We start from the raw sequence: 23,651 nt of genomic DNA, 5'->3' as shown, positions 1-23,651 counted from the left end.
CCAGTTTCCAGACTAGTATTGGAAGAGGGTGATCAGTTCGCCAGACTGGCTCAAGAGCTCAATCAAACCCAACTGCGCCTGCTTTTCCAGTTCAATACCGGTTTTCAGGCTCTCCGCGCGCTGGCCCAGCGCCTGGAGATACTCAGAGGTGGAGAGGTCGCCGACCTGCCACTGCTTCTCAAGCAAATCGGCACTTCGCTGTACACGCCCCTGGGAGAGTTCTGTCCATCGACGAAGTTGGGTGTCGTATCGCTTCCAGGCAGCTCGGGCGCCCGCCAGATCATACTGCTGCTTCCGATAAAGTGCCTGAAACCGAGCTTCGGCCTCTAATGATCGTCGGTTGGCAGCCTGGATTTCGGCACGGTAGTTATTACGGACATTCAGAGGGATCGAGAACGTCAGGCCAACCAGGTTCTCACCGCCATCACGCCCTCCGCTCAGCCCGACCGTGGGAGATGCCGTCGCTCTGCGACTGACCACCTCGGCTTCGCTCCGCAGCACCTGCCACCTCGCGCGGGCAGCAGCAATTGACGGATGATCCAGCAAATTGTCGTTATCGACCCTGGAAGCAAGAGCCGGCCAAATGTGCCCGGGGATCCCCCCATCCTGAGGCCGCCAATCCGGCAGAAGCTCTCTGACCCGGGCTTGCGCCTGATCAACCGCAGCCTTTGCCTGGGCGAGTTCACTGAGCTGCTGAGAAAGGCTTAAAAAAAGCAGCTCTGCATCGGTACTCCCCAGGTCGCCCGCCTGCTGGCGTTGCTCAACCTGCTCCAGCAAGGCATCCAGACGGTGTTGCTGGGATTCCGCAATTTCTTCGGCACGCGTCGCCGCGCGCCACTCGACAAGCGCAAACAGCGACTCGGACGTTTGTGCCAAAACCGCCTCGTTCAAATCAGCTTCAGCGGAAAGCCTGATCAGCTTTGCCTTGTGCTTTAGCGCACCCTGTTGATCAGACCAATCGATCGTTTGTGATAGCCCTGCCTCAAAGTTGTTTTCACTGCCCGTTCTGTCTGCTCCAACAGACAGCTCCGGGTTATACAGCGGTTGTTCGCTTGCCTCAGCATCCTGATTCCGGGCTGCCGCCTGCTCTGTCGCCGCCATGACATCCGGATGCTTGCTTATCTGGCCAGTGAGCCAATTTGTCCAATTCACAGTCTCCGCTTGACCGAACAGAGGAATAGACAATAGTACTGAACACAGCAACGCCCTGGGCGAGTGCTTGCTTGCCTTCATCGACTTTCTCCCGAAGGGGTTGTTAGCCACAATTCATGGGGGCGAGACGCCCATGACAAGGTAGGTGGAGATAGTAAGTGAAAAGGTTGAAATGAACTTGAATTTGGAAGGCATTAGCTCAGGGAACTTGAAAGTGCTCCTCAATAAGGGCGGGGAGAAGCGGCATCGCGACTCATGGCCACGATGCCGCCATCCAATCTAGGAAAAGCGCTGGTTTGATGCCGGTTGAAGTGCGCTCTCGTCGGTCGCACCATCGTCGATACGAACAGCCCGAACCAGGCGGGATACAAGCACCTTGCCGTCACCCGGGTGCCCTTCCTGGGTTCTGCCCGTTCTGACAATGAGTTCCACAACTTCACCAGCGACATCATCGGTCGCTACGTCTATTTCCAGCTTGACCATCTTCACTTTCTCCAGAGGCGACTCATCGCCGACCAGATGACCAAATTCGCCGAGAGACACGACAGCAATACTTGCCACCCCCTTAACTTTGGCCAGAGCATCAACCACATGCTCTGCCATCACTTCTCTGACATACGCTTTTATTTCATACATAAACCGTCTCCTGACTATCAGACTGAAATGTCACGACGTTCAGATGCAAACCACTGGTACACACTGGGCAACACCACCAGCGTCAGCAGCGTTGAAGTGATCAGACCGCCAACCACAACCGTTGCCAGTGGCCGTTGGACATTAGAGCCAATGCCATCGGCCAGCAGCAGGGGAATCAGCCCCAGAATAGCCACAGAGGCGGTCATCAGAACCGGCCGCAAACGGCGTTGAGCACCCAGCTTGACTGCTTCAATGACTTCGTAGCCTTCGTCCCGCAACTGGTTGATGTAACTCACCATCACCACGCCGTTAAGTACGGCCACACCAAACACCGCGATGAATCCCACGGCAGCGGGCACAGAGAGGTAAAGCCCCGTCACAAACAGCGCGACAATGCCACCGGTAATCGCAAAGGGCACATTCATGAAGATCAGCACCGCATAGCGCAGACTACTGAATGCCGAGAAAAGAAGCAGGAAAATAAGCGCCAGGGTAATGGGCACAACGATCGCAAGCCGAGCCATGGCCCTTTCCTGGTTCTCAAACTGACCGCCGAACTCCACGAAATACCCCGGCGGCATGTCCACTTGCTCCTCGATCCGCTTGCGCAAATCCTGAACAACACCGCCCATATCGCGACCACGCACGTTCATCTGCACGTACTGTCGCCGACTGGCATTGGAGCGCGAAATTTTCTTCGGGCCGGCGTACATTTCAACATCAGCCACCCGTGAAAGCGGAATAAGCTCGCCACTGTTGCCCCTGAGGGGAAGCTTTCTGATTTCATCAATGGACCCACGGTAGGACTCTTGCAGTCGGGTGAAAATCTCAAATCGCCGGACACCGTCAAAGACCAGCCCGGCCCCTTTACCGCCAATTCCGGTTTCGACCGTACTCATCAGGTTATCAATGCTGATGCCGAACTGCGCCAGCACTTCACGGTCGGGGCGAATAACAATTTGCTTCTTGCCCGCACTCTGCTGGGCGCGGACGTCCGTTGCACCAGGCACCTCTCTGGCCAGGGCAGCGACTTCCCTGCCGATCCGACCCAGTTCATCCAGGTCGTCACCGAAAATGCTGGCGACCAATTGCGCCTGAACGCCCGACAGAAGTTCGTCGGTACGGAGTTGAATCGGCTGGGACAGATTGTTGGCAAGCCCTGGGACTCGTTCATTCAACGCTTCTGCGATCTCGCTCTGAAGATCCTCATAGCGCACATCCTCTCTCCACTGATCCAAAGGCTTGAGGTTAACAAGCGTCGCCACTACGTTTACCGGCTCAGGGTCGCCTCCCACCTCGGCTCGACCGATCCGTGCGTAGGTGCCTGTTACCTCGGGAAATTCTTCCACAACGGACTGGACTCGTTTGCCATATTTAATCGCGGACTCCAGGCTGGCTCCCGGCGGCAGTGTTGAGCGGATCTGGAAAGTGCCCTCCCTCAGGGTGGGGACGAATTCGCTCCCAAGATAGGGAAACAGCAGGAGGCTTCCGACAAAGGCCAGCACTGCAACGCCCATCACCACCTTTGGCGCCTTGACGACCACATTGACCACCGGTTTGTAAAGCCGGTTAAGGAATAGAACCAGCTTCGGCTCCTTATGGTGCCCACCCATCCTGAATGAGAGCGAGGCCAGAACCGGCACCAACGTCAACGCGAGCAGCAATGCGCCGATCAGAGCGAAACTGATGGTGTAAGCCATGGGCGAAAACAGCTTGCCCTCGACGCCCTGCAGCGTAAATAGCGGCAGAAAAACGATAATAATGATGCCAATGGCAAACACAATCGGACGAGCCACTTCCCGGGCAGATTCACCTACAAGCCTCAGAACACTGACCTTTTCCTCTGATCGTTCTTCCAGATGTCGGAAGATGTTCTCTATCATCACAACGGCGCCGTCCACCATCATACCGATGCCGATAGCCAGCCCCCCCAGACTCATCAGATTGGCGGACAGGCCCGAAATCCGCATCGCAATGAATGCGAAAAGCACAGACAACGGCAACGTCGCCACCACGATCAGTGTGGAACGAATGTTTCCCAGGAACAGATAAAGGAACACCAGCACCAGAACCGAGCCCTCAAGCAACGCTTTCTCGACAGTGCCTATAGCCTTGCCCACCAACTCCGCCTGGGAGTAATACGCTTCGATCTTCAGACCCTCCGGAAGTGACTTGTTCAGGTCGTCGATTTTTGCATTGACGTCCTCAAGCACCTGGCTGGTGTTGGTCCCGATCAACTTCATCACGTAACCGCCAACGGACTCCTCACCCGAGGACACCTCTGCACCACGGCGAATTGCCGGTCCAAGACCAACCTCCGCAACATCCTTGACGTAAATTGGGGACTCCCCCTCACTCTTGGACACAATGATGTTCTGGATGTCTTTGATGCCTTCGGAACCAGAGTTGACCCAGCCGTAACCGCGAACAATGTATTCTTCACCTCCTCTGGTAATGAAAGAGGCGCCGACATTGCGATTGTTCTGGGTAAGGGCACCGCGAACATCCGAGACCGTCAGGCTCCTTGCCTGAAGCTTGTGCGCGTCGATATTGACCTGGTATTGCTTAACCTCGCCTCCGATGGACAGCACACCGGTTACCCCGGGTACGGTTCTGAGCTGCGGCTTAACAATCCAGTCCTGGATCGTGCGAATTTCCTGCAAGCTGTACTGGCTCTCGTCCTCAGCTTTCAGGGAATACATCAGGATACGTCCCAAGCCCGTGGTGATGGGTCCTAGTTCGGGTTCCCCCATGCCCTCCGGGATCTGGCGCTTGGCTTCTGAAAGCCGTTCGTTTACCAGCCGCCTGGCGAAGTATATATCGGTGCCATCTTCGAAATAGATGGTCACCCGGGAAAGCCCGAAAATCGACGTGCTCTGAACCTTCTGCAACTTGGGGATGCCGTACATGCTGATTTCAATGGGATAGGAAATCAGCGTTTCAATATCCACCGGCGACAGACCAGGACTGGCAGTAAAAACCTGAACCATGGTAGGCGTCGCGTCGGGAAATGCGTCCACCGGCAGTTTTTGAAATGAAAATACCCCGGCAACGATCACGGCGATAGCAAAAACAATCGTCATCAGACGGTTGTTCAGCGCATAATTCACAATTGCGTTAACCATGTTCCCCCCGGGTTTTAGTGTCCGTGAGCGGCGCTACGGCCACTGGCGGTAATGGCCGACATCAGATCAAAAGCGCCTACTGAAACCACTTCCGTGCCCGCGCTGATCCCGGACTTGATCTCAATCAAGCCGTTTGCTTCCTTGCCAAGCGTGACGGGAACAGCCTTGTAAGCCCCTTTCTCATCGCCCGGAACAAACACAACAGATTCACCGCTAATGGTTTGAACCGCATCATCCGGAACCAGCGGCAGTGATGCCTCCGCTTCCGTCATGATTCTGGCGGTGGTATAGGTATTCGGGCGAAGGTCGCCCCTGGGAGACTTCAGTACAACGCGAACGGGGATGGTGCGGGTCTTTCCATCCAGCATGCTCGACACCCAGGATACCTGCCCACTGTGAAACCGGTCAGAACCTGAATCCCTGGAGGCAATCTGAACCTCGTCTCCCGTTGAAATCTGGTCAATATCGGATTCCGACACCTGAAGAATGGCCCACAAAACCGAGGTGTCTGCCACGATGAAAGGCGTATCCGATGGACTTAACGTCTGACCCAGCCGGACAGGCATCTGTTCGACACGCCCCTCAATGGGTGAGCGAAGCGCGTATTGCGCCAGCCCCCCACTGTCACCTGGCGACTCACTACCGTATACCGCCAGTTGTTCCCGCACGGAATCGTACTCCGCTTTTGTGGCAAGGTAGATCGCCTTGGCATCAAGAAATTCTTCCTCGCTGGAAATACCTTGGTCCTGCAATTGTCTTTCGCGATTGTAGTCTGACTCGGCTGCTTCTTTACGGGCCTCCAGCGAGATCAACCGGGAGCGAATCCGGGCCAACTCCACACTGTTCAAGGTTGCCAATAGCTGCCCTTTCTTGACGTAATCCCCCAGGTCAACCACCAACCCCGTCAACTTTCCTTCCAACAGCGGACCAACCTCGGCCACGCGATCCGGCACATACTGAATCTCGGCAGGTGCCGTAACAATTGCGCCAGCGCGCCCCTTGGCAGCCGTCACCGTCTCAATGGACAATAACTCTGTCTGCTCCGGCGTCAGATGGATCTGGCGGGACTGGTTCTCCTCTCCGGCATGCTCGACGCTTTCTTCACCGTGTTGGTCACCTCCAGCTTCTCCGGCAGCGTATGCTTGCTGCAGGCTCAGAATGCTGGCAACTATTAAAAATATCTTCAGATTGCGAATCATTCATTCACCCTCGCTATTTAAAGAACGGTCAGTTTTGAATTTCGTACCCTCAGGAACCGGCTGACATCGACAGAGCACCTCCTGTGCTTATCTCCAGCGCCCGGACGGCATCGATATAATCATTCTGCGCCTGAACGTATTCCTGCCTTACCGACAGGAGATTGTCCTGTGCTGCCAGAACATCCGAGGCACCGACCTTGCCCGCCCGAAATGCTTTCTGCATCAGTTGTAATGTTTCCTCTGAACGCTCCAGGATCGACTCGTTCATCTGGCGCAGCCGAACGGCGGTGGATTTATACCGGGCCACAGCCGACACAACCTGACGCTCTGTAGCCAGGCGCAAGGCCTCTGCCTCAAGCTCGGAGGTTTTCAGCCGCGCAGCAGCTTGTCTCTGCTCACCGGAATAATCATGGAAAACGGTCAAAGGCATCGACACCCCTGCACCGAAAAGGTTGGAGCCTTCCTCACGATCATAAAATCCGAAGACTTTCAGATTTGGAATCGTCAGGCTTTTCGCAACTTCAAGGCCAGATTCATCCGCTGCAATTCTGGCGGCCGCCGCTTTCAGGTCCGCTCTCTGACTCTGTGCCATCTCGACAAGCTGGCTGGTCGGAGGCAGGTCTTCGAGCGTCACATCAAGCTCGCCGGTCACCCCAACGGCATCGGAGGGGGACACCCCGAGCACTTCGGTAAGGTCAATTTTTGATTGCTCGAGCTTTTGTTCCGCCGAGGCTTTTTGATTCCGGGCCCTGGCAAGCCCAATGACTGCGGTATTGAGATCAATCCGGGTTTGTTTACCCTGTTTTACGGACATTTCAACCAGGTCTTTGGTGCGTTGCATAAGTTCAACGGCACGGGTTGCGGTTTCCAACTCTTTCTGAGCCAGCAGTATCCGGAAATAGGCGGCCCGCACCCGCGCCTTGGTGGCTACCTTCAGGTATTCAAGCTCCTGTTGCCGGGACGTGAGATTACTCCGGGCACGCGACTGCCCAAGGTCGCCGCGATTACCCATCCAGATCTCCTGAGTAACCCTCACCCCATATTCCAGGGACTCGTCGGCCTGATCCGGGGCCTGACGGGCCCCCAACTCAAACTCTGGATTGCTCGGCGCCCAGCGGCTGGCATGATCAAGCTGTCCCTGCTGTATCGAGACCGCGGCCCGCCTCAAAGCCAATACCGGGCTATTCTCGAAAGCCATCACCATGGCCTGGTTCAGGGAAACAGCCTGGCTGGCTTTGGCCTGCTGATATTCTTTCAGCGACACACTCTCTTTTGCCTGGGCCGACACCATAGGAGAGACGGCCAAGGCTCCCGGAACTATCATCGCGCACAACAACAATCGTTTGTTCATTCAGTATCATCCTGGCTGTTTGACTGAGGTCAGTGAGTCAGCATTTTTGCGTGGGAATCTGGAACGACCTTACAGACAAACCTTTAATACAGTTTGAAATTCAGGCACCGGATAAGAAATGAGCTTTGGCGGCAGGGGGGGGGCAGAGGTAAGGGCGAGGATGTCGAGTCACCGGGCGTCAAGGCAGGCGCACGATGGTGGGTTCTTGCATGATAAATAAAAACCGGCCCGTCATTTGGGCCGGCTTTTTATTCTGGATCTGAATTGCTTGTGATCACTTGGCCGATCAGAAACTCCTGCTCCAACCCAGCCAGAACTTCGGATCATCCGAGTTGACAGAGCCAAGCGCGTCGGTTGACTCAATGTCCGCGTACTCCACGTTAACACTGAAGGAACCGAAGTTTCCCGCATCCTTTGTAACGTTGGCGGCGACGTGTGAATAACTTGCCTCACCGACAGAAGCCTTGCCGTCATCGGCGAAGTCATAATAGCCAAGCGTCACACCGGCACTGTAGCTGTCCTGCAGAGGCACCCCAACAGAGGCGTAGTAATAGGCATCTCCTTGCACGAACACCCCATCACCACTGGTGTCGCTGTTGATCGTGTAGGCCAGGCCTACAGCAGCAATGCCATAGCTGATCTCGCCGTAAAGTTCGCCGAAATCAATGGAGTCCGGCGCGTCAGGATACGCATAATAAATGTACCCAACGTCATAACCCAGTTCTTCCACAGAGCCGGAGAATCCGGCATAAAGATCAAGCTCATAGCTGGTGCCGTCACCAAAATCGACATTGGAACCCCAGCCACCGGCGTAGAAGCCCGACGCATGCTCATAATCCAACCCTCCCTGGACAGCCGCAGCCCCGTCTGTCTGGGTGACGCCCCGGAACAGATAGTTGCTGCTGGCGCTCACATTTGAGCTGACGTCAGCGCTAACAATGGCGGGCGCAGCCTGAAGTGCTGCAAGCAAAGTGATACTGATAAATCCGGATTTGGTGAAAAACTGCTTCTTCATAATGGATACCTTCGGTTGGGTTTCATTGCTCCAAATATGATAAGCAAAAGTCTTGCCACATCTTATTTATTCTTTTTTATCATAGTTATAGAGACAAATCGGCACATTCTGAGCTTGCCCCCGAAAAACGACCGCAACACCTAGCGCCCCAGAACCTGTCACCGGCCCGGACCAGCGCCCTGTTTTGATGCATTCTCTGTAACCATTCTGTAATCTTTGCCAAATAGACTTTAATCGCGCTTCAACACACACAAGCAAACCGAAAAAGGTGAGACAGATCATGAGCAAGAAATATTTGGGCTTGGCTTTGGCGATTTCTGCCGCTTCTGCTGCACAGGCCGGAAACGTTACGACCAGCGGCGAAGACCTTGTGATCGATACCGACAGCGGTATCAAAGTGAAAGTGTCGGATAACTCTGCGTCTTTTCAGCTCGGCGGGCGCATTCAGTGGGATTACGACGCCACGCAGTCTGACGACAACGGTGTTGACACTACCGATTTCGATGTGCGCCGGGCACGCCTCTACGCCAAGGGCCACTTTGGCGACTGGGCGTACAAGACCCAGTTCAACGTCGCTGAAAGTGATGGCGCCGACGGCGGTACTGCTGAAGACCTGTACATTCGTTACATGGGATTTGGCTCAGCTGCAACCGTGACTATCGGTAAACAGAAAGAGCCATTCGGCCTGGAAGAATTAACGAGTTCGAAAGACATCTCAGCGCTTGAGCGATCTGCCATGACCGAGCGTTATGCCCCCGGTCGCAGCGGTGGCATCCAGCTCAGCGGCAAGGGCAGCAACTGGACCTACGGTATCGGCTATTTCGAGGCAGACGGCGATGGCAGCGACGACTTCAATAACACGGCAGTAACCGCGCGGGGCACATTTGCACCCGTTCAAACGAATAATGCTGTTGTTCATCTTGGCGCGGGCTATACCACGCGTGACGCCGACGTTCAGGCCGATGAGGTCGATACGTTTAATCTGGAATTGGCCGGCGCTTCCGGGCCCTTCCATGCCCAGGCCGAATATTTCGATTCCGAGGAAGGCCAGGTGGATGTTGATGGCTATTACGTACAGCTTGGCTGGATCATCACCGGCGAAAGCCGTCCTTACAAAGCTGGAGCATTCAAGCGAGTGAAACCGTCATCGCCCAAAGGAGCCTGGGAAGTTGTTGCCCGCTTTGAGGATGGTGACGGAAAATACAGTGATGTGGGGCTGGCCACAACTGACGGCGAGCAAACGACACTGGGGCTCAACTATTATGCCAACAGTAATGTCCGACTTGGCGTGAGCTATATGGATGGGGAAGAAGCCAATGGCGCTAGCGGAGATGAAGTGCGTGCAAGGTTGCAATATGCATTTTGAACGCATGGGAGGGGGCTTGGTTGAGCTCACCACTTGATAGGGCACTGGTACGGGAAACATTGCGATCAAAAACAATCGGAAAATTCAGTTAGAGTTCAGTTTAGCTTGATATAGTTCTTGCGAGTTAATGAAGTACTCAGGTTTTTAGGGCAGATATTCATCTGCCCATTTTTTTGTCTGCCCCGCTCTGAATAGAGTTCATCTGAAGTTTCTGGGTACATAGCTATCTGGCAATAATCAATTCCTGAAAAAGGGGCGCACCGACGCGCACGTGGAGTCGTCTGGCAGTCTGTCGGGATTAGGTTGTTAGGTCTCTCATAGCCAGAAAACCCCGGCTGGAAACCGGGGCTATGACAGAGAGGGAATGCAAAGGCGAACTCGCCGCCGATCAGTTGGCCTTGGGTTGTTGATCAGAAATTAACGCTGATCCCCAGCGAAGCGGTACGTGGCATGTTTGGCCTGGCGCCATCGGGCAAACGTGAGACAATTTGCTGTTCATCGAACAGGTTGTCCACTTTCAGGAAGACATCGGCACTGGCGGTCAGTGCGTAGCGGCTGATGAAATCGACCAGGAACAGGGACTCGGTCTCGTCCAGTTTCGTGGCGGTGTTGTTGCATCCCGCGCTGACACACATCTCATCGACGTAGGTGGCCACAAGGTAGTTGTCCCAGCCACTCGGGTGTTCCATGCCTGTCCGGAAGCTCATCTGGTTTTCAGGTACGTCCTTGAGCTGCTCGCCTTTTTTCAGGCCCGAAGCGGCATTGTCCTTGCTGATTTCCGCCTGGGTAAAGGTGTAGGTAAGGCTGACCGGAAGGTAGAACTCGCCTGCCCGGGTGCCGGTCTGGAGCTGGAACTCAACACCGGAAATTTCAGCCTCGCCGGTTACAAAGCTGCCAGAGGTGGCGCCATTGCTGCACGGCGAGCCCACGGAACAGTTTTCGGCCTTGTTGGAGAAGTCGCTGTAGAAGCCGATCATTTCCGCGAAGAACGCATTGCCAAAGTACCGGAGGCCGGCCTCCCAGTTCTTGCTGGTTTCCGGATCTTCGTTTGCCCTGGCACCACCTCCGAGAGGGGAGAAACCCCGGTGCACACCGCCCAGAACCTGCCAGCTTTGGGTCAGGTCGTAGGTAAAGGAAGCGCCGGGCAGGAGTTCAGCGCTGTCATTGGCGCGGGTGCTGTCGATGGTTGTGCGGCCGGGATCCGCGTATTGGGTGCGACTGGTCTGCACATCTTCGTAGCGCAGGGCCAGATTAATGCTGAGCTTGTCCGTCGCCTGCCATTTGTCGAGTGCCCAGAAGCTCAGGGCTTCGCCGGTCTCGAAGCGGTTGTTGCTGCCCGTTGGGGCCACGCTGTTCTGGAACACCAGGGAGCCATTGACCTGGTCGTACACATCCACCGGCTGGAAGCGATCCATTTCATCTTCGTGGGCGCGGGCGCCGAAGTCGAATTCGTGGTTGCCAATGTTTACATCGAAGTTTGTCTGCACGCCCTGGGAGACGTACTCTCTGGCGTTGTTCTTGTAATTCAGGCCGCTGGTGTCAACGGTACCGTCGAGAATACCCTGGGCATTGGCGTCACCGGCGTTTGCCTGGTCGATGATGTTTCCGGCGCCACTGAGCTTGTACCAATTGCGTTTGAAGTCGTTGCGATAGAGGGTTGTGGTGCTGCTTACATTGTCGCTCCACTCGAACTGATGAGTCAGGCTGACACCGGAGTGAGTATTATCCATCTGGTCGGGACTGGAAAGCCCGTAGCGCCGGTTGGGGTCCTGGTTGAAGTCCGCATCCGTCAGTCCGACATAGGTCGAGTTGGAGGTTTCCTCGGAATACTGCAGCTTGGCGGTCACGCTCTGGCGATCACCCTGCCAGCGTAGCTTGCCGACATAATCACTGATGTCGAAGCCACTGTTGCGGTTACTTCGGTCAATGTCCTTGAAGCCTTGCGCTGAGCGCTGGACCGTTTCAAACAGGTAACCCCAGTCACCGTTCGTGTCGCCATAGGTTGCATGAACGTCGGTGGAGCCGCGCTCGTTGGTGACGGCTTCGACGTAGCCCTTCTGCTCGTCGGGAATGGGTGTGGAAATCAGGTTGATCACGCCGCCGGTGGTTTGCGGACCATAGCGCAGCAGCGGGGCACCCTTGAGTACTTCCAGCGAGGACATGCGCTTGAACGTCGGGAAATAATAGGCGGCCGGATTGGAGTAGGGCGCCGGGGCGATCAGAACGCCATCTTCCATCAGTGTGACGTTGCTGCTGCGCTCGGCGGTGGCACCGCGAATGCCAATGTTAGGGCGCAGGCCCTGACCTTCCTCTTCCCGTACATACACGCCCGGGACGGTTTTCAATACCTGGTTGATGTCGGCCTCAACCTCGGTTTTCAACTGCTGATCGCCAACTACATAGCCTGACCCCGGCAGAGTTTGGGCTGCAGACGCATCGCCAATGATTTCCAGGGCTTCAAGGGTCTGGGGCTGGTCATCGCCAGCGGCAGAGCCCATGGCTGGGGCCAGGCTGATCGCCACAGCCAGTGATAGTTGGGAAGGTCTAAACATACGGTTGTTCTCCGTTATCATTGAATTTGCCGGATGCAGGTGATAATGATTAGCATTACATTTCGAAACTTTATGGTTTTGTAGCTATTAAGTCAATAGCCAATTCTTATGGGTCGAAACGTGTCAACAGGCTGAAAACCGTCAACTCCCGCTTTTCCTTTATCGACCGAGAGGATTGTTCAGATAGCTTGCGGGTATGCCGATGCTAATGACGTCAACACCCTGCGCCATGGCCCGGTGTTCAAGCCGGACGCCGAGTGAAACCGCTTGAGGCAGAGTAGGGTCTGGCCAGCGCGCCGGCCTTCTCAGCCCTGGAGAATGCTGTGAGTGCCTAGGGTGTGCGGGTAATTCTATAAACTAGAGGTTGCCGGGGAGGGTCACTAGATTTACTCTAGGCTGTGTATAGGGTGCGAGTCAGGCTCAATCTGACCGATATCAAGGTTGCCACGGACATAGGCGCCCTAAACTGAATTATCGACTCATGAATGAAACATTGACTCCACTCACCCCTTATACGGCCACAGAAGGTACCACTAGGATGAAAACGATGCTAACGCCGCTCCCTGCCAGGAAAGGCCAAAGAAACCAGAAGTCGTTGCTGGCCTTGGCCATTGGTTCACTTCTGGCCTCTTCCGCGACGCCTGTCCTGTCCCAGACCCTTACCGACGCCTTGACCGGGGGAGCGGTTTCGCTTGAAGTTCGCTACCGTTACGAATTTGTGGATCAGGACAACCCTCTCGATCAAGCCCATGCTTCCACCGTTCGAACCCGACTGGGGTACCGGACTGGTGATTTCCAGGGGTTTGAGGTGTTTGCCGAGGCGGAAGATGTGACCGCTGTGGGGAATGAGAACTACAATAGCACCATTAATGATACAACCGATCACTCAGTGGTCGCTGATCCGACGGAAACCGAAGTCAACCAAATTTACGTACGTTACAAAGGCCTTCCGGATACCACACTGACCTATGGTCGTCAGCGCTTTGCTCTGGACAATCACCGGTTTATAGGCACAGTTGGCTGGCGCCAGAATGAGCAGACCTTCGATGCCTTTATCGGCGCCAACGAGTCGCTTCCAGACACGACGATTACAGCGGGCTATCTTTACAATGCTAACCGGATATTCTCGGACGCCAGCCCGAATGGCAATTTCCCCATGCAGTCGCCGATTCTTAATGTTCAGTATCAGGGGTTGGCCGCCGGAACCCTTACCGCCTACGGATATCTGTTCGACTTTACCACCGCAGACGTCAACTCAACCCAGAATTTTGGCTTGCGATTCACTGGTGGCACCGATGTAACGGAAGACGCCAAAGTCCTGTACACTCTGGAGTACGCAATCCAGAAGGACTATGCAGACAACCCGCAAAGCTTTGAGGCCGCCTATTGGCTGGCGGAAGCGGGCCTCGCCGCGTATGGCGTTACGGTCAAGGTGGGCATGGAAACCCTGGAGTCGGACGACGGCCGATCATTTCAGACTCCCCTGGCTACGCTTCACGCAATGAACGGTTGGGCCGACCAGTTCTTGGTCACCCCGGACGATGGCTTGCAGGATCTTTACGTATCGGCGGGTGCCGCAGTAAAGGGAGTCAAGTTGCTGGCCATATTTCATGACTACAGCAGTGACATCAATAGCTTGAGCTATGGCTCTGAGCTGGGGCTGCTGGCTGCCTACCCAGTCAACAAACATTACACGGTGGGTGCCAAGTTCGCCAGCTATGCCGAGGATGGTCGCGGTGTGGATACGGACAAGGCCTGGTTGTGGGGACAGGTCAAGTTCTGACTTTCTCACTGTTGCGTTAATCAGACATCCGCCTGAAAGAAAGCGGAGTCACCCCGACCGAGGGGAAGATAATCCGAATGGCAAGGGCCACTGGCTAACGGTGCGGTCGAGGAGGCCTCAGGAAGTTTTCCGCACACAACACGAATCGCGGTCAGCTCTGTTACGCAGGCGTGTGGCTGGCCGGCGATCATCCGCGACTTACGGGTCTTTAAGCCCTCCGCGAATGGTTTCAAGGACGGCGCTCGGTCCGTGGCAATGTCATAAATTTACAGAAATTGATGTGTTATCTATGCTTTATGCAGAAGCTAAACAACAAGGAGAAACAAGATGGGTAAAGCTATTAATGGTAAGTTCGAGAACATGGATCAGGCACACAATACGCGAGACGACCTTATTGGCAGCGAAATTCCACAGGATCTGATCTATATTGATAAGGATGAGCAGACGATCCGGGTGATGTTGCCGGCGGAGGAAGCAAGAGAAGTCTATGAAATATTTGACCGACACGGTGTCACTTATAAGTGAACGCTCGTTAACATAGATCCCTGATCTTCAAGCCGCCTTCTTTCGCCTTAGCTCCACTCGCATGACGTTAATACCGCCTGTGCGACCCAGCCGATCAACGTGGCGAGAGGCCCATAGGAGATGACGCCTTTATAATCCACGTCATAGGGAGCAAGCTCTTCCGCCAGATCGATATAGACCCTCGGGGTGACAAAATTGTTTTTGCTTTCAAAAGGTTCCTTTAAGCTGTCGCGAGTGGTTTACCCACCAACCATCAGATCTTTTAACCAACCCTGCTTCAGGCAGCGTTTGAACTCGCTGTGGCTCAGTTCCCTGTAGATGACGGTTATGCCCAGAAGCTCTGAAACAGCAACGCCCCCCCACACCGCGCCGCAAAAAGGTAGACTAAGTGTAGTTGATGCCTTTTCCCATGCTTTCTTGCTCAATGACAGTCACTGTTTTTGGTCAGGTGTGCGAGATTGTCGAGCTCACACTCCTCGCTGTAATGAATCAGCCCGCGTTTTACCTGTTCCGCCATACCTTTTGACAGCCGGGCTGCCGCCTGTTCGATGGTTTTTTCGATATCTTCCAGGGAAGCCTGCAGCAGATCGTAAGTCACATACAGCTCCTGATCCGTGAAGTCCACTGCATCAATACCCATCAGCGACTGCAGTGATGTTTTCAAATCAGCCTTGAGGTCATCGCTGATTATTTCGCGGAGTCGCATGCGGCGTTTTTTTAGAATCACTTGATTTTTCTGCTTGGGCGACAATCCGTGTTGAGGATCGCCCACAAACAGATGCGGGCGGGATTTAAATCGCTCTAGGCACTGACGCGAACAGAAATAGTGGTTTATACCCTGGTAATTCCATAGTAGCGAGCGATTGATTTTTTTCATATCACACACGGGGCAACGAATCGTGGACGCCAGCTTGTTCATCAAGCCCTCCTCAGGGGTTTTGGCCTATACCATTCAACAGTTGGTGTAGCTCGCTTTCAGTGGTTAATGCCAGCGTGGTGGAAGAGTCGATCACCCGGTTATAGGTCTCCAGGGTTTTGACAAAGTCATACAGATCACGGGATATTTCCGACTGGTTATACGCCGCTGCGTAAATTTCCGTGGCTTTCGCGTCCGCCACCCCCTGAATGGTTTGAGCTTCCCGATAGGCTTCAGACTCAATGCGCTGCAAATCCTTTTCCTTGTCGCCGATAATTAGCGGCTTCGCCGGCACCCTCGGAACGGAATCGCTCGGCAATCTGCTGGCGTTTGCTGATCATTCTGGCGAACGCTTTCATTGTAGTTGATCCGCTTAAAACGAATGTCGGGCAATTCAATGCCAAATTTAGCCATCTTTGCCGAAGCCGCGGCAGAGATGTCCGCTTCTATTAGCTGCCGCCCCCGTCGGACGGACCGCGGTTGGCCAATCACCGCTTTTGTGAGCGGCTGGTCGAAGGCGGGCTCCCTGCCTTTCTTGGTGTGTGCAAGTTCTATCAATTCGTGTTTGGCAACAGCTTTGCGGGTTTCACTACCGAGAATATCTTCCAGTCGCGACCGAACACTGTAATCGTCCCGCAACCGCAATGCCTATATACAGAGTGATCTGACGTGGTGAAACCGGTATATCCGACAAGGAGGGGCGGAATCGATCGTTCATGGTTGTTTCCTTTTATCGATTAATGATTCCTGCAATCGACGGACACGCGTTAACCGGTTGTGGCATCGGTGCCTATCTCCAACACATTGTTATCAAGATATTGATGTGGTGGAATAATCAGGTTGGTGGGTGCCCGCAAAAAGTCGTTGCCGGAGCGATACCGCTCAAATCGCTCCTCGGCAATGGTAATGGTTTGTATCAGTGCCTTGCCGCCGGGTCTCAGATAATCGTGTACATCCTTCATGTAAGTGGGCCAATAGGTCTCGCCCACGTGTTCAAACATCCCGATTGATACCACGAAATCAAACGGACCCGACAGTTCCCGGTAGTCCTGTAAACGCACCTCGGTATTTCCCTCCAGTCCGGCGGACCGGAGTCGTTGGCGGGCACAATCCGCCTGTTCGCTGGACAAGGTTGCCCCGGTTACATGGCACCCGTGTGCAGTTGCCACTTCCATAAAACCGCCCCAGCCACAGCCTATTTCCAGGATGCGGCTTCCCCGTTCCGGTGCCAGTCGCTGAAGGATCCGCTCATATTTCGCTTGCTGTGCCTCGTAAAGCGAGAGGGACTCGTTGCCACCAAACAGGGCGCAGGAGTAGGTCATGCTCTTATCCAGCCAGAGCTGATAAAAATCGTTGCCTAAGTCGTAGTGCTCATGGACGTTTTCGCGGCTGCGCTTAACCGTATTGGAAAACAACCGATGTTTGCACCAATGCCATAACCTGAGCCCCACGCTAGAGCGTAAAGCGCGGTCAAAAACGACTATGTTCACCGTGACAAGGCGCATTAGGGCAAGCAAATTGGGCGTGGACCATTTGCCTGCCATGTAGTCTTCTCCCAGTCCCACATCACCGTGGGTGATCAGACGATCAATGACATGCACTGCAGGATTGTCATTTCTGCATGTACACCGTCTTGCTTCCCTTCATGGCACGTCTTTTCTCCATCTGGCCATGTAAGTGATAACGAGCCGAACTGAAGAGATCTCAGCGCCTTTCGAAAAAGATTGAGCTGAATGATGCTGCTTTTCCCCGCAGGCCTTTTTTGAGGCTCAAGGTGCATGCTTGCCGAGAAAGATTCGTTGCTCATGCCTTTCTCTCCTCAGAGTGTTCCTAGAAAACATGTGTCCAGTAAATTCAGTAACCGGCAAGTGCATGCGTCATCAATTTTAGGACATTGTTTCTAATTTGATCGAGATCAAGGTGTGCTCTGTTTCGGTCCGGTAATTCAGTTTGAATTCAGGCAGATGTGGTTGACTTGCGTCAGGAAATGCCATGCCCGGGCCTGAAGTAATGCAAAGGCAGCTGGTACAGCAGCAGACTGGAGAGGTCTTTATGGAATGGTTGGCGGAAAACTGGTTCTCGGTGCTTATTGGCATCGTTTTCGTGGGCATGCATATGTTCGGTCACGGAGGACATGGTGGTCACGGCGGGGGCGGGCATGGTGGACATAGTGCGCGGGACAAGTCGGGAAACGACCCGGACAGGCGTTCTGGCCATCGGCATTAACGGAGGACGGAACATGCTTGACACAAGACTGGTTACCTGGGCGTTGGGCCTCTTTGCGGCGGTCACCTTCATCGTTTGCGTGATCTATGGACTGGTGACGCCGCAAAGCCTGCACATGCACACGTTTCTCGAGCAGGTGCTGCCGGCGTTCAAGTGGCTGACCTGGTGGGGATTTCTGCTCGGATTGATTGAGAGTTTTCTATATGGCGCTTATGTCGGGCTGGTGTTCTGCCCGATCTTCAATTGGCTTCATCGCCATCTCGGTGTCGGGCGCGCGTCGGGCTGACGAAAGCTCCGGTCTGCAAATAAGGAAAGGGAAACAAGGAATGAAAAATACCGTTGTGGAGATCCGCGGCTTGCTATCGGCACTGAGTGCCCGGGGCGTAGAGAAACAGCTATTGAGATTGCCCGGCGTCAAGAAGGCCGAGGTCAACTATGTGGCCGGCAGCGCGACCGTCACCTATGATGAGGCGACGGTGGACCTTGAGGCTATCAAGGCCCGGATACACGAGTGCGGCTATCACTGTTCCGGAGAACAGTTGCCCAGGCACGTTTGCGACCCGGGGGACCCGCCGACCGAAGCCGGGGCTGTGTCCACGCCCGTCCACGATGGCCATGCCTCCCACACCGGCCACGACGATACCGCGCATCCTGCTGAACACGGCGAACATACTGGCGCAAAGGACGAGATGGCTCACGAGATGGGCCACGGCGGCAGCATGGACATGCAGGCAATGGTGCGCGACATGCGCAACCGTTTCTGGGTCTGCCTGATCTTCAGCCTCCCGATTTTCATTTATTCGCCCATGGGTGGGCTGTTCGAACCGCCAGCACCGCCCTTCGGGCTGCGGCTAGACCTGTGGTTGCTATTACTGGCAAGCATCGCGGTGCTCTGGCCAAGCTGGCCGTTCTTTGTTGCCGCCTGGCGCGCGCTGAAAAACGGCGTGCTCAACATGGCTGTGCTGGTCGTTCTCTCGGTGGGTACTGGCTACCTGTTCAGCGTCGGTTCCACGCTCTTTTTCCCGGGGGTGCAGTTTTTCGAGGCGGTGGCGGTGCTGCTGGTGTTCATCCTGCTCGGCCATTGGCTGGAGATGCGCGCCCGTGCCGGTGCCTCGGACGCCATCCGCTCGCTGATGGATCTCGCGCCGCCCAAGGCCACTGTGTTGCGTGATGGCCAGGAACGGGAGGTACCCACCGCTGAGGTTCTGAAGGACGACATCGTCGTGATCCGCCCCGGCAATAAGATTCCGGTGGACGGTGAGGTCTTGGAGGGCGAGTCCCTGGTGGATGAGTCCATGCTCACTGGCGAGTCCATGCCGGTGGAAAAAAAGCCCGGCGATAAGGTGATCGGGGCCACCATTAACAAGAGCGGCAGCTTCAGGTATCGCGCCACCAAGGTAGGTTCCGACACCGCGTTAGCGCAGATCGTCAAGCTGGTGCAGGAGGCGCAGAACTCCAAGGCCCCGGCGCAGCTGCTGGCGGACAAAGCGTCACAGTGGCTGGTGGTGATTGCCATCGTAATCGGCCTGCTCACCTTCGCCGTCTGGTTCTGGTGGATTGGCCAAAGCCTGCTGCTTGCCGTGACCCTGACTATCACCGTGTTCGTGATCGCCTGCCCGGACGCCCTGGGCCTTGCAACGCCCATGGCGGTGATGGTGGGCACCGGCCTCGGTGCCAGGAACGGCATCTTGTTCAAGAATGCCTCTGCACTTGAGGATGCCACCCGGCTGGATATTGTGGTCTTCGACAAGACCGGCACCCTGACCATGGGCGAGCCGCAGGTGGTCGAGGTGGTCGTGGTGGCGGGCAGCACCGAGGAGGCGGTCCTCGCACTGGCGGGGACGGTGGAGCAGGGCTCGGACCATCCTCTGGCCCAGGCGATACAAAGTAAGGCCGAAGGCTTGCAGCTTGATCCGCTGACCGGCTTCACCAACATCGAGGGCAAGGGCGCGCGGGCGGAGATTGGCGGCAAGACCGTGCTGCTCGGCAACCGCCGGCTGATGGACGAAGAGAAGGTCGACATGGCGAGCCTGAAGGACGAGGCCGCGCGTCTGCAGAGTGCGGGCCAGACCGTGGTGCACGTCGCCCAGGACGGGAAGCTGGTCGGCCTTATCGCCATTGCCGATGCGCCGCGCCCCACCGCTACTGCCATGGTCAAAAAGATGCGTGAACGCGGGGTGGAGGTGGCGATGCTCACCGGCGACAACCAGGCCACCGCCGAGCGCATCGCCCGGGAACTCGGCATTGAGATGGTGATCGCCGATGTCCTTCCGGGGCAGAAAGCAGACAAGATCAAGGAGCTCCAGGCTCAGGGCAAGAAGGTTGGCATGGTGGGCGACGGTGTCAATGACGCCCCGGCACTGACCCAGGCGGAGGTGGGTTTCGCCATCGGTGCCGGCACTGATGTGGCCATTGAGAGCGCTGACGTGGTGCTGATGAAGAGCGACCCCTACGATGTGCTGGGAGCCATCGAGCTGTCGCGCGCTACCCTGCGCAAGATGCACCAGAACCTGTTCTGGGCGGTGGGCTATAACGTCATCGCCTTTCCCGCGGCGGCAGGCGTGTTCTATCCGTTGGTGATAAGCCCAGAAGTAGCGGCGCTCGCAATGTCTGGAAGCTCCGCTCTTGTTGCGGTAAATGCACTCCTGCTAAAGCGAACCCGACTGGACGGCTTAGGGTAGACGAACACTTCCAATTGGAAAAATTGATGTTCATCAAGCCCACGCTATTGAGCGACTCTTTTTGCATCTTTTGTTGGGGTTTTTCAGTGTGAATTCAGGCTTATGAGTTTAAGTGGTAGGTAATTGCTGTTTGCTGACATGATTAATGACAACAAGGGGGAACGGGTAAATGGACATCAAAACCTTTGGAGAACTTATTAGCTGGACACGGGATTTGCATGCTCATCTTGCAAGATGCCTGTCCCACTGCGCCACTAAGAATGAAGAAGAGCGAGCACAAGCGTTGCTGGACTATTTGGCGACCCATGAATCGGAAATGGAACGTATTGTGAACGAGTTCAAGTCGCAGGGCGATTCCAAAGCGTTGGAGACAAGGGTCTACGACTACCTGTCTCACCATCCCATTAAGACCCACAGAACCTGCGATGAGCCCTACGCACAGCTGGATTTTGAGGGCATATGCAGAGAAGTATTCGATTTCCATGATCAGATAGAGGACCTTTATCGTACCCTGGCCGACAAAGCCGAAATTCCCGAGGCGAAAGAATTACTGCAGTCGTTGCTAACCATGGAAGAGAACGAAGCTATGCGATTGGCCAGGCAGATAGGGCGTATGAACGACCTCTGATCAGAACACTGAAATTATTCTTCGACGCAGAAAAGGATGTTGATACATGGTGGCGTCTTCCAGTCAGTTACGGGTTTTCAAGATGGGTATCAATACTCATCAGGAGCCTGTCGTCTACATGCGTGATGATTGTGATGTGTGCCTTTCAGAAGGATTCGCCGCCAGTTCCAGGGTGGGAATTTCCTCGCAGGGACGTTCCATCATCGCAACTCTCAATATTTCGTCTGATGAAACGGTTCCCAAAGGGTATGCGGGGCTTTCAGATATCGCCATAGAGCGGCTCGGGGTGGCTCAGTCTGACCTGGTTTCAGTACATCATGCGCCCTATATCGAATCCTTGAGTCTGGTTCGTCGGAAAGTATTCGGACACAGCTTGCTTCCGGCTGAGATGGCCCGCATTGTCTCCGATATCTCCGCACACAAATACAGCGATGTCGAAATAGCCTGTTTCCTGAGCGCTTGTGCGGGTGGCAGATTAGGTTTCGATGAGATTGTTGCTTTGACCCAGGCGATGGTGAATTGCGGACAACAGCTCGATTGGCCAGGCGTGGATCGTGTGTTCGACAAACACTGTGTTGGAGGCCTGCCGGGCAACCGGACCACGCCGCTGGTTGTGTCGATCGTCAGCGCAGCAGGCTTAGTAATGCCTAAAACCTCCTCCCGTGCCATCACCTCACCGGCGGGAACAGCGGACACCATGGAAGCGCTGACCAATGTGAGGCTTGGGCTGAACGAGATTCGCCGTGTGGTCAGAGAAACCGGTGCCTGTCTCGCCTGGGGTGGGGCGATGAACCTCAGCCCGGCTGATGACCTGTTGATTCGCATCGAGAGAGCGCTGGACCTTGATGGTGAGGGCCAGCTCGTGGCCTCGGTGCTGTCCAAGAAGATTGCTGCCGGTTCCACCCATGCGGTGATTGATATTCCGGTGGGGGAGACGGCCAAGGTTCGAACGCCAGCCGATGCTGATCGGCTGGCCTCTCTTTTCACAAGCGTTGGGGCGGCCTGTGGGCTGAAGGTACGCTGCATCGCGACAGACGGCAGCAAGCCGGTTGGTGCAGGGATCGGGCCGACAGAGGAGGCCCGTGATGTTTTGGCCGTGTTGCAGGGAAAGCGGGGTGCGCCGGAGGATCTACGGAGCCGCGCCATCTTGCTGGCTGGCCATTTATTCGATCTGGCCGATGGTCTTGGCGTGAAAGAGGGGATGATCAAAGCAGAGCGATTACTTCAAAACGGCTCTGCCTGGGAGCAGTTCAAGCGCATAACAAAGGCTCAGGGGGGACTGAAGAGCTTAGGTGAAGCCCGTTTTCGGCGTCCAGTTCTGTCCTCGGAATCCGGAACAATCGTGTCTATCGACAATCGTCGGCTTGCCCGTGTCGCCAAGCTGGCAGGCGCACCTGCCAGCTCTACCGCAGGGCTGCGGCTACTGGCGACCGTCGGTGATAGAGTCACTAAGGGAGAGCCTCTCTATGAATTGCTCAGTGACAGTCCGGGGCAGCAGGATTATGCGCTGGCGTTTAACGATATGGGGCCGGCAATCTTCACTGTAAAGCGAGAGGAATGATTGTGGACATTATTGAAAAAAATGTGCTGTTTAGCCTCACCCCGCACCCATTACAGGAGAAGCTTTGTGATCAGCTTAACTTGGAGCCGGGAAGTTTGGAGGTGCGGAGGTTCCCTGATGGTGAGTCCTACTTACGTGTGCTCACATCAGTCAAAGGTGCGAACTGCGTAATATTGGCCGACCTAACGCATCCAGACACCAAATACCTTGCTCTCCTGTTTCTCTTTGAAACTCTCCGGGAACTCGGTGCCAGGTCGATTGGGTTGGTGGCGCCCTATCTTTGCTATATGCGCCAGGATCGACGCTTCGAAGAAGGGGAGGCGGTCACTTCCAGGGTGTTTGCCCAGTCTTTGTCTTTACATATCGACTGGCTGATCACCGTTGATCCACATTTGCACAGGTACCAGTCTCTTGACGAAATCTACAGCATACCCACGCAAGTTGTTCAGGGAGCACCGGCGCTGGCGGATTGGCTACGGGGGCAAAACGGTCTGTTGCTGGTAGGTCCGGACGCGGAAAGTGAGCAATGGGTATCAAGTATCGCGCAGGCCAGTAACCATCCTTATGTCATTGGCACCAAGCAGCGTCTGGGTGACCGGCGCGTTGAAGTCACCTTGCCGGATATCTCGGCGTATAACGGCCGGAAAGCCGTCATCATTGATGACGTTATTTCCAGCGGCCGCACCATTGGCGAGTGTGTCAGGGCACTTAAGGCGCAAGGCACGGAGGCCATCCTGTGTGCGGCGGTGCATGGCATTTTTGCGGAGGCCTCGGACACCTACCTTCTGGGTACCGGCCTGCAGACGCTGGTGACCACCAACACGGTTCCACACAGCAGCAATGAGATCGATGTCAGCGAGTTGCTGGTGCCGCCGGTCAGGCATTTTCTCAATCAGGTGGAGGGTGAGCGCCGATGAACATTACATTTCTGGGTG

At 55.2% G+C, this 23,651-nt stretch carries 21 protein-coding genes; 9 read left to right on the top strand and 12 right to left on the bottom strand.

The window, feature by feature from the left end; all coding sequences use genetic code 11:
- Positions 1-12: 12 nt before the first annotated feature.
- The 6 genes from JIF53_RS02040 to JIF53_RS02015 form a co-directional block, all read right to left on the bottom strand.
- Positions 13-1,152 (bottom strand): TolC family protein, encoded by a 1,140-nt coding sequence (locus JIF53_RS02040; RefSeq protein ID WP_323127139.1) that lies wholly within the window; start codon positions 1,150-1,152, stop codon positions 13-15.
- Between the two features lie 279 nt (positions 1,153-1,431).
- A complete protein-coding gene (locus tag JIF53_RS02035; RefSeq protein WP_035561679.1) occupies positions 1,432-1,788 on the bottom strand; it encodes a P-II family nitrogen regulator in 357 nt (118 codons plus the stop codon).
- Positions 1,789-1,805: 17 nt separating this feature from the next.
- Positions 1,806-4,913: an efflux RND transporter permease subunit gene (locus tag JIF53_RS02030; protein ID WP_199451738.1), complete on the bottom strand. Its 3,108-nt coding sequence runs from the start codon at positions 4,911-4,913 to the stop codon at positions 1,806-1,808.
- 14 nt (positions 4,914-4,927) lie between these two features.
- Complete coding sequence (locus JIF53_RS02025) at positions 4,928-6,112, bottom strand: efflux RND transporter periplasmic adaptor subunit (protein WP_199451737.1); 1,185 nt, start codon at positions 6,110-6,112, stop codon at positions 4,928-4,930.
- 49 nt (positions 6,113-6,161) lie between these two features.
- Complete coding sequence (locus JIF53_RS02020) at positions 6,162-7,463, bottom strand: TolC family protein (RefSeq protein ID WP_199451736.1); 1,302 nt, start codon at positions 7,461-7,463, stop codon at positions 6,162-6,164.
- Positions 7,464-7,749: 286 nt separating this feature from the next.
- Positions 7,750-8,478, bottom strand: a complete 729-nt coding sequence (locus JIF53_RS02015) for a TorF family putative porin (protein WP_053113982.1) — start codon at positions 8,476-8,478, stop codon at positions 7,750-7,752.
- 280 nt (positions 8,479-8,758) lie between these two features.
- Between JIF53_RS02015 and JIF53_RS02010 the strand changes: the two genes are divergently transcribed.
- Complete coding sequence (locus tag JIF53_RS02010) at positions 8,759-9,844, top strand: OprO/OprP family phosphate-selective porin (protein WP_199451735.1); 1,086 nt, start codon at positions 8,759-8,761, stop codon at positions 9,842-9,844.
- A gap of 410 nt (positions 9,845-10,254) precedes the next feature.
- Here JIF53_RS02010 and JIF53_RS02005 read toward each other — a convergent pair whose 3' ends face one another.
- Positions 10,255-12,396 carry a TonB-dependent receptor family protein gene (locus tag JIF53_RS02005; protein ID WP_199451734.1) on the bottom strand — a complete coding sequence of 714 codons (2,142 nt, stop codon included), beginning with the start codon at positions 12,394-12,396 and terminating at the stop codon, positions 10,255-10,257.
- Between the two features lie 538 nt (positions 12,397-12,934).
- Between JIF53_RS02005 and JIF53_RS02000 the strand changes: the two genes are divergently transcribed.
- Both JIF53_RS02000 and JIF53_RS01995 read left to right on the top strand, forming a co-directional pair.
- Positions 12,935-14,179 carry an alginate export family protein gene (locus JIF53_RS02000; RefSeq protein WP_228285437.1) on the top strand — a complete coding sequence of 415 codons (1,245 nt, stop codon included), beginning with the start codon at positions 12,935-12,937 and terminating at the stop codon, positions 14,177-14,179.
- 327 nt (positions 14,180-14,506) lie between these two features.
- The gene (locus tag JIF53_RS01995) at positions 14,507-14,704 is read left to right on the top strand and encodes a hypothetical protein (protein WP_091855216.1); all 198 of its coding nucleotides are present in this window, start codon (positions 14,507-14,509) and stop codon (positions 14,702-14,704) included.
- A gap of 421 nt (positions 14,705-15,125) precedes the next feature.
- Here the strand turns inward: JIF53_RS01995 and JIF53_RS01990 are convergent, their stop codons facing one another.
- The 5 genes from JIF53_RS01990 to JIF53_RS01975 form a co-directional block, all read right to left on the bottom strand.
- Complete coding sequence (locus JIF53_RS01990; RefSeq protein ID WP_092034298.1) at positions 15,126-15,623, bottom strand: hypothetical protein; 498 nt, start codon at positions 15,621-15,623, stop codon at positions 15,126-15,128.
- Positions 15,624-15,633: 10 nt separating this feature from the next.
- Positions 15,634-15,873, bottom strand: a complete 240-nt coding sequence (locus JIF53_RS19360; protein ID WP_091855218.1) for a hypothetical protein — start codon at positions 15,871-15,873, stop codon at positions 15,634-15,636.
- 23 nt (positions 15,874-15,896) lie between these two features.
- On the bottom strand, positions 15,897-16,259 hold the full coding sequence (locus JIF53_RS19745; RefSeq protein ID WP_091855219.1) for an SPFH domain-containing protein: 363 nt from the start codon (positions 16,257-16,259) through the stop codon (positions 15,897-15,899).
- A 128-nt stretch (positions 16,260-16,387) separates the two neighbouring features.
- Entirely contained in the window at positions 16,388-17,125 is a 738-nt protein-coding gene (locus JIF53_RS01980) for an SAM-dependent methyltransferase (protein ID WP_228285440.1), read from the bottom strand.
- A 74-nt stretch (positions 17,126-17,199) separates the two neighbouring features.
- The gene (locus JIF53_RS01975) at positions 17,200-17,427 is read right to left on the bottom strand and encodes a hypothetical protein (protein WP_092034301.1); all 228 of its coding nucleotides are present in this window, start codon (positions 17,425-17,427) and stop codon (positions 17,200-17,202) included.
- Positions 17,428-17,612: 185 nt separating this feature from the next.
- Between JIF53_RS01975 and JIF53_RS01970 the strand changes: the two genes are divergently transcribed.
- From JIF53_RS01970 to JIF53_RS01945, 6 genes are all read left to right on the top strand, one after another.
- Positions 17,613-17,846, top strand: a complete 234-nt coding sequence (locus JIF53_RS01970; protein WP_228285436.1) for a DUF2933 domain-containing protein — start codon at positions 17,613-17,615, stop codon at positions 17,844-17,846.
- 13 nt (positions 17,847-17,859) lie between these two features.
- On the top strand, positions 17,860-18,132 hold the full coding sequence (locus JIF53_RS01965; RefSeq protein WP_091854502.1) for a DUF5676 family membrane protein: 273 nt from the start codon (positions 17,860-17,862) through the stop codon (positions 18,130-18,132).
- Positions 18,133-18,172: 40 nt separating this feature from the next.
- Complete coding sequence (locus JIF53_RS01960) at positions 18,173-20,527, top strand: heavy metal translocating P-type ATPase (RefSeq protein WP_199451733.1); 2,355 nt, start codon at positions 18,173-18,175, stop codon at positions 20,525-20,527.
- A 169-nt stretch (positions 20,528-20,696) separates the two neighbouring features.
- Positions 20,697-21,155 carry an ATPase gene (locus tag JIF53_RS01955; protein ID WP_153741193.1) on the top strand — a complete coding sequence of 153 codons (459 nt, stop codon included), beginning with the start codon at positions 20,697-20,699 and terminating at the stop codon, positions 21,153-21,155.
- 46 nt (positions 21,156-21,201) lie between these two features.
- The gene (locus JIF53_RS01950) at positions 21,202-22,716 is read left to right on the top strand and encodes a thymidine phosphorylase family protein (RefSeq protein WP_199451732.1); all 1,515 of its coding nucleotides are present in this window, start codon (positions 21,202-21,204) and stop codon (positions 22,714-22,716) included.
- On the top strand, positions 22,713-23,633 hold the full coding sequence (locus tag JIF53_RS01945) for a ribose-phosphate diphosphokinase (protein WP_099615958.1): 921 nt from the start codon (positions 22,713-22,715) through the stop codon (positions 23,631-23,633). Before JIF53_RS01950 ends, JIF53_RS01945 begins: the two co-directional genes overlap by 4 nt.
- Positions 23,634-23,651 lie beyond the last annotated feature (18 nt).

Origin of the sequence: Marinobacter sp. bablab_jr008, assembly GCF_016464145.1 — a bacterium.
Classification (GTDB): domain Bacteria; phylum Pseudomonadota; class Gammaproteobacteria; order Pseudomonadales; family Oleiphilaceae; genus Marinobacter; species Marinobacter nauticus.
The sequence above is the reverse complement of the archived record's forward strand: the minus strand, read 5'-3'. Positions and strand labels throughout refer to the sequence as shown.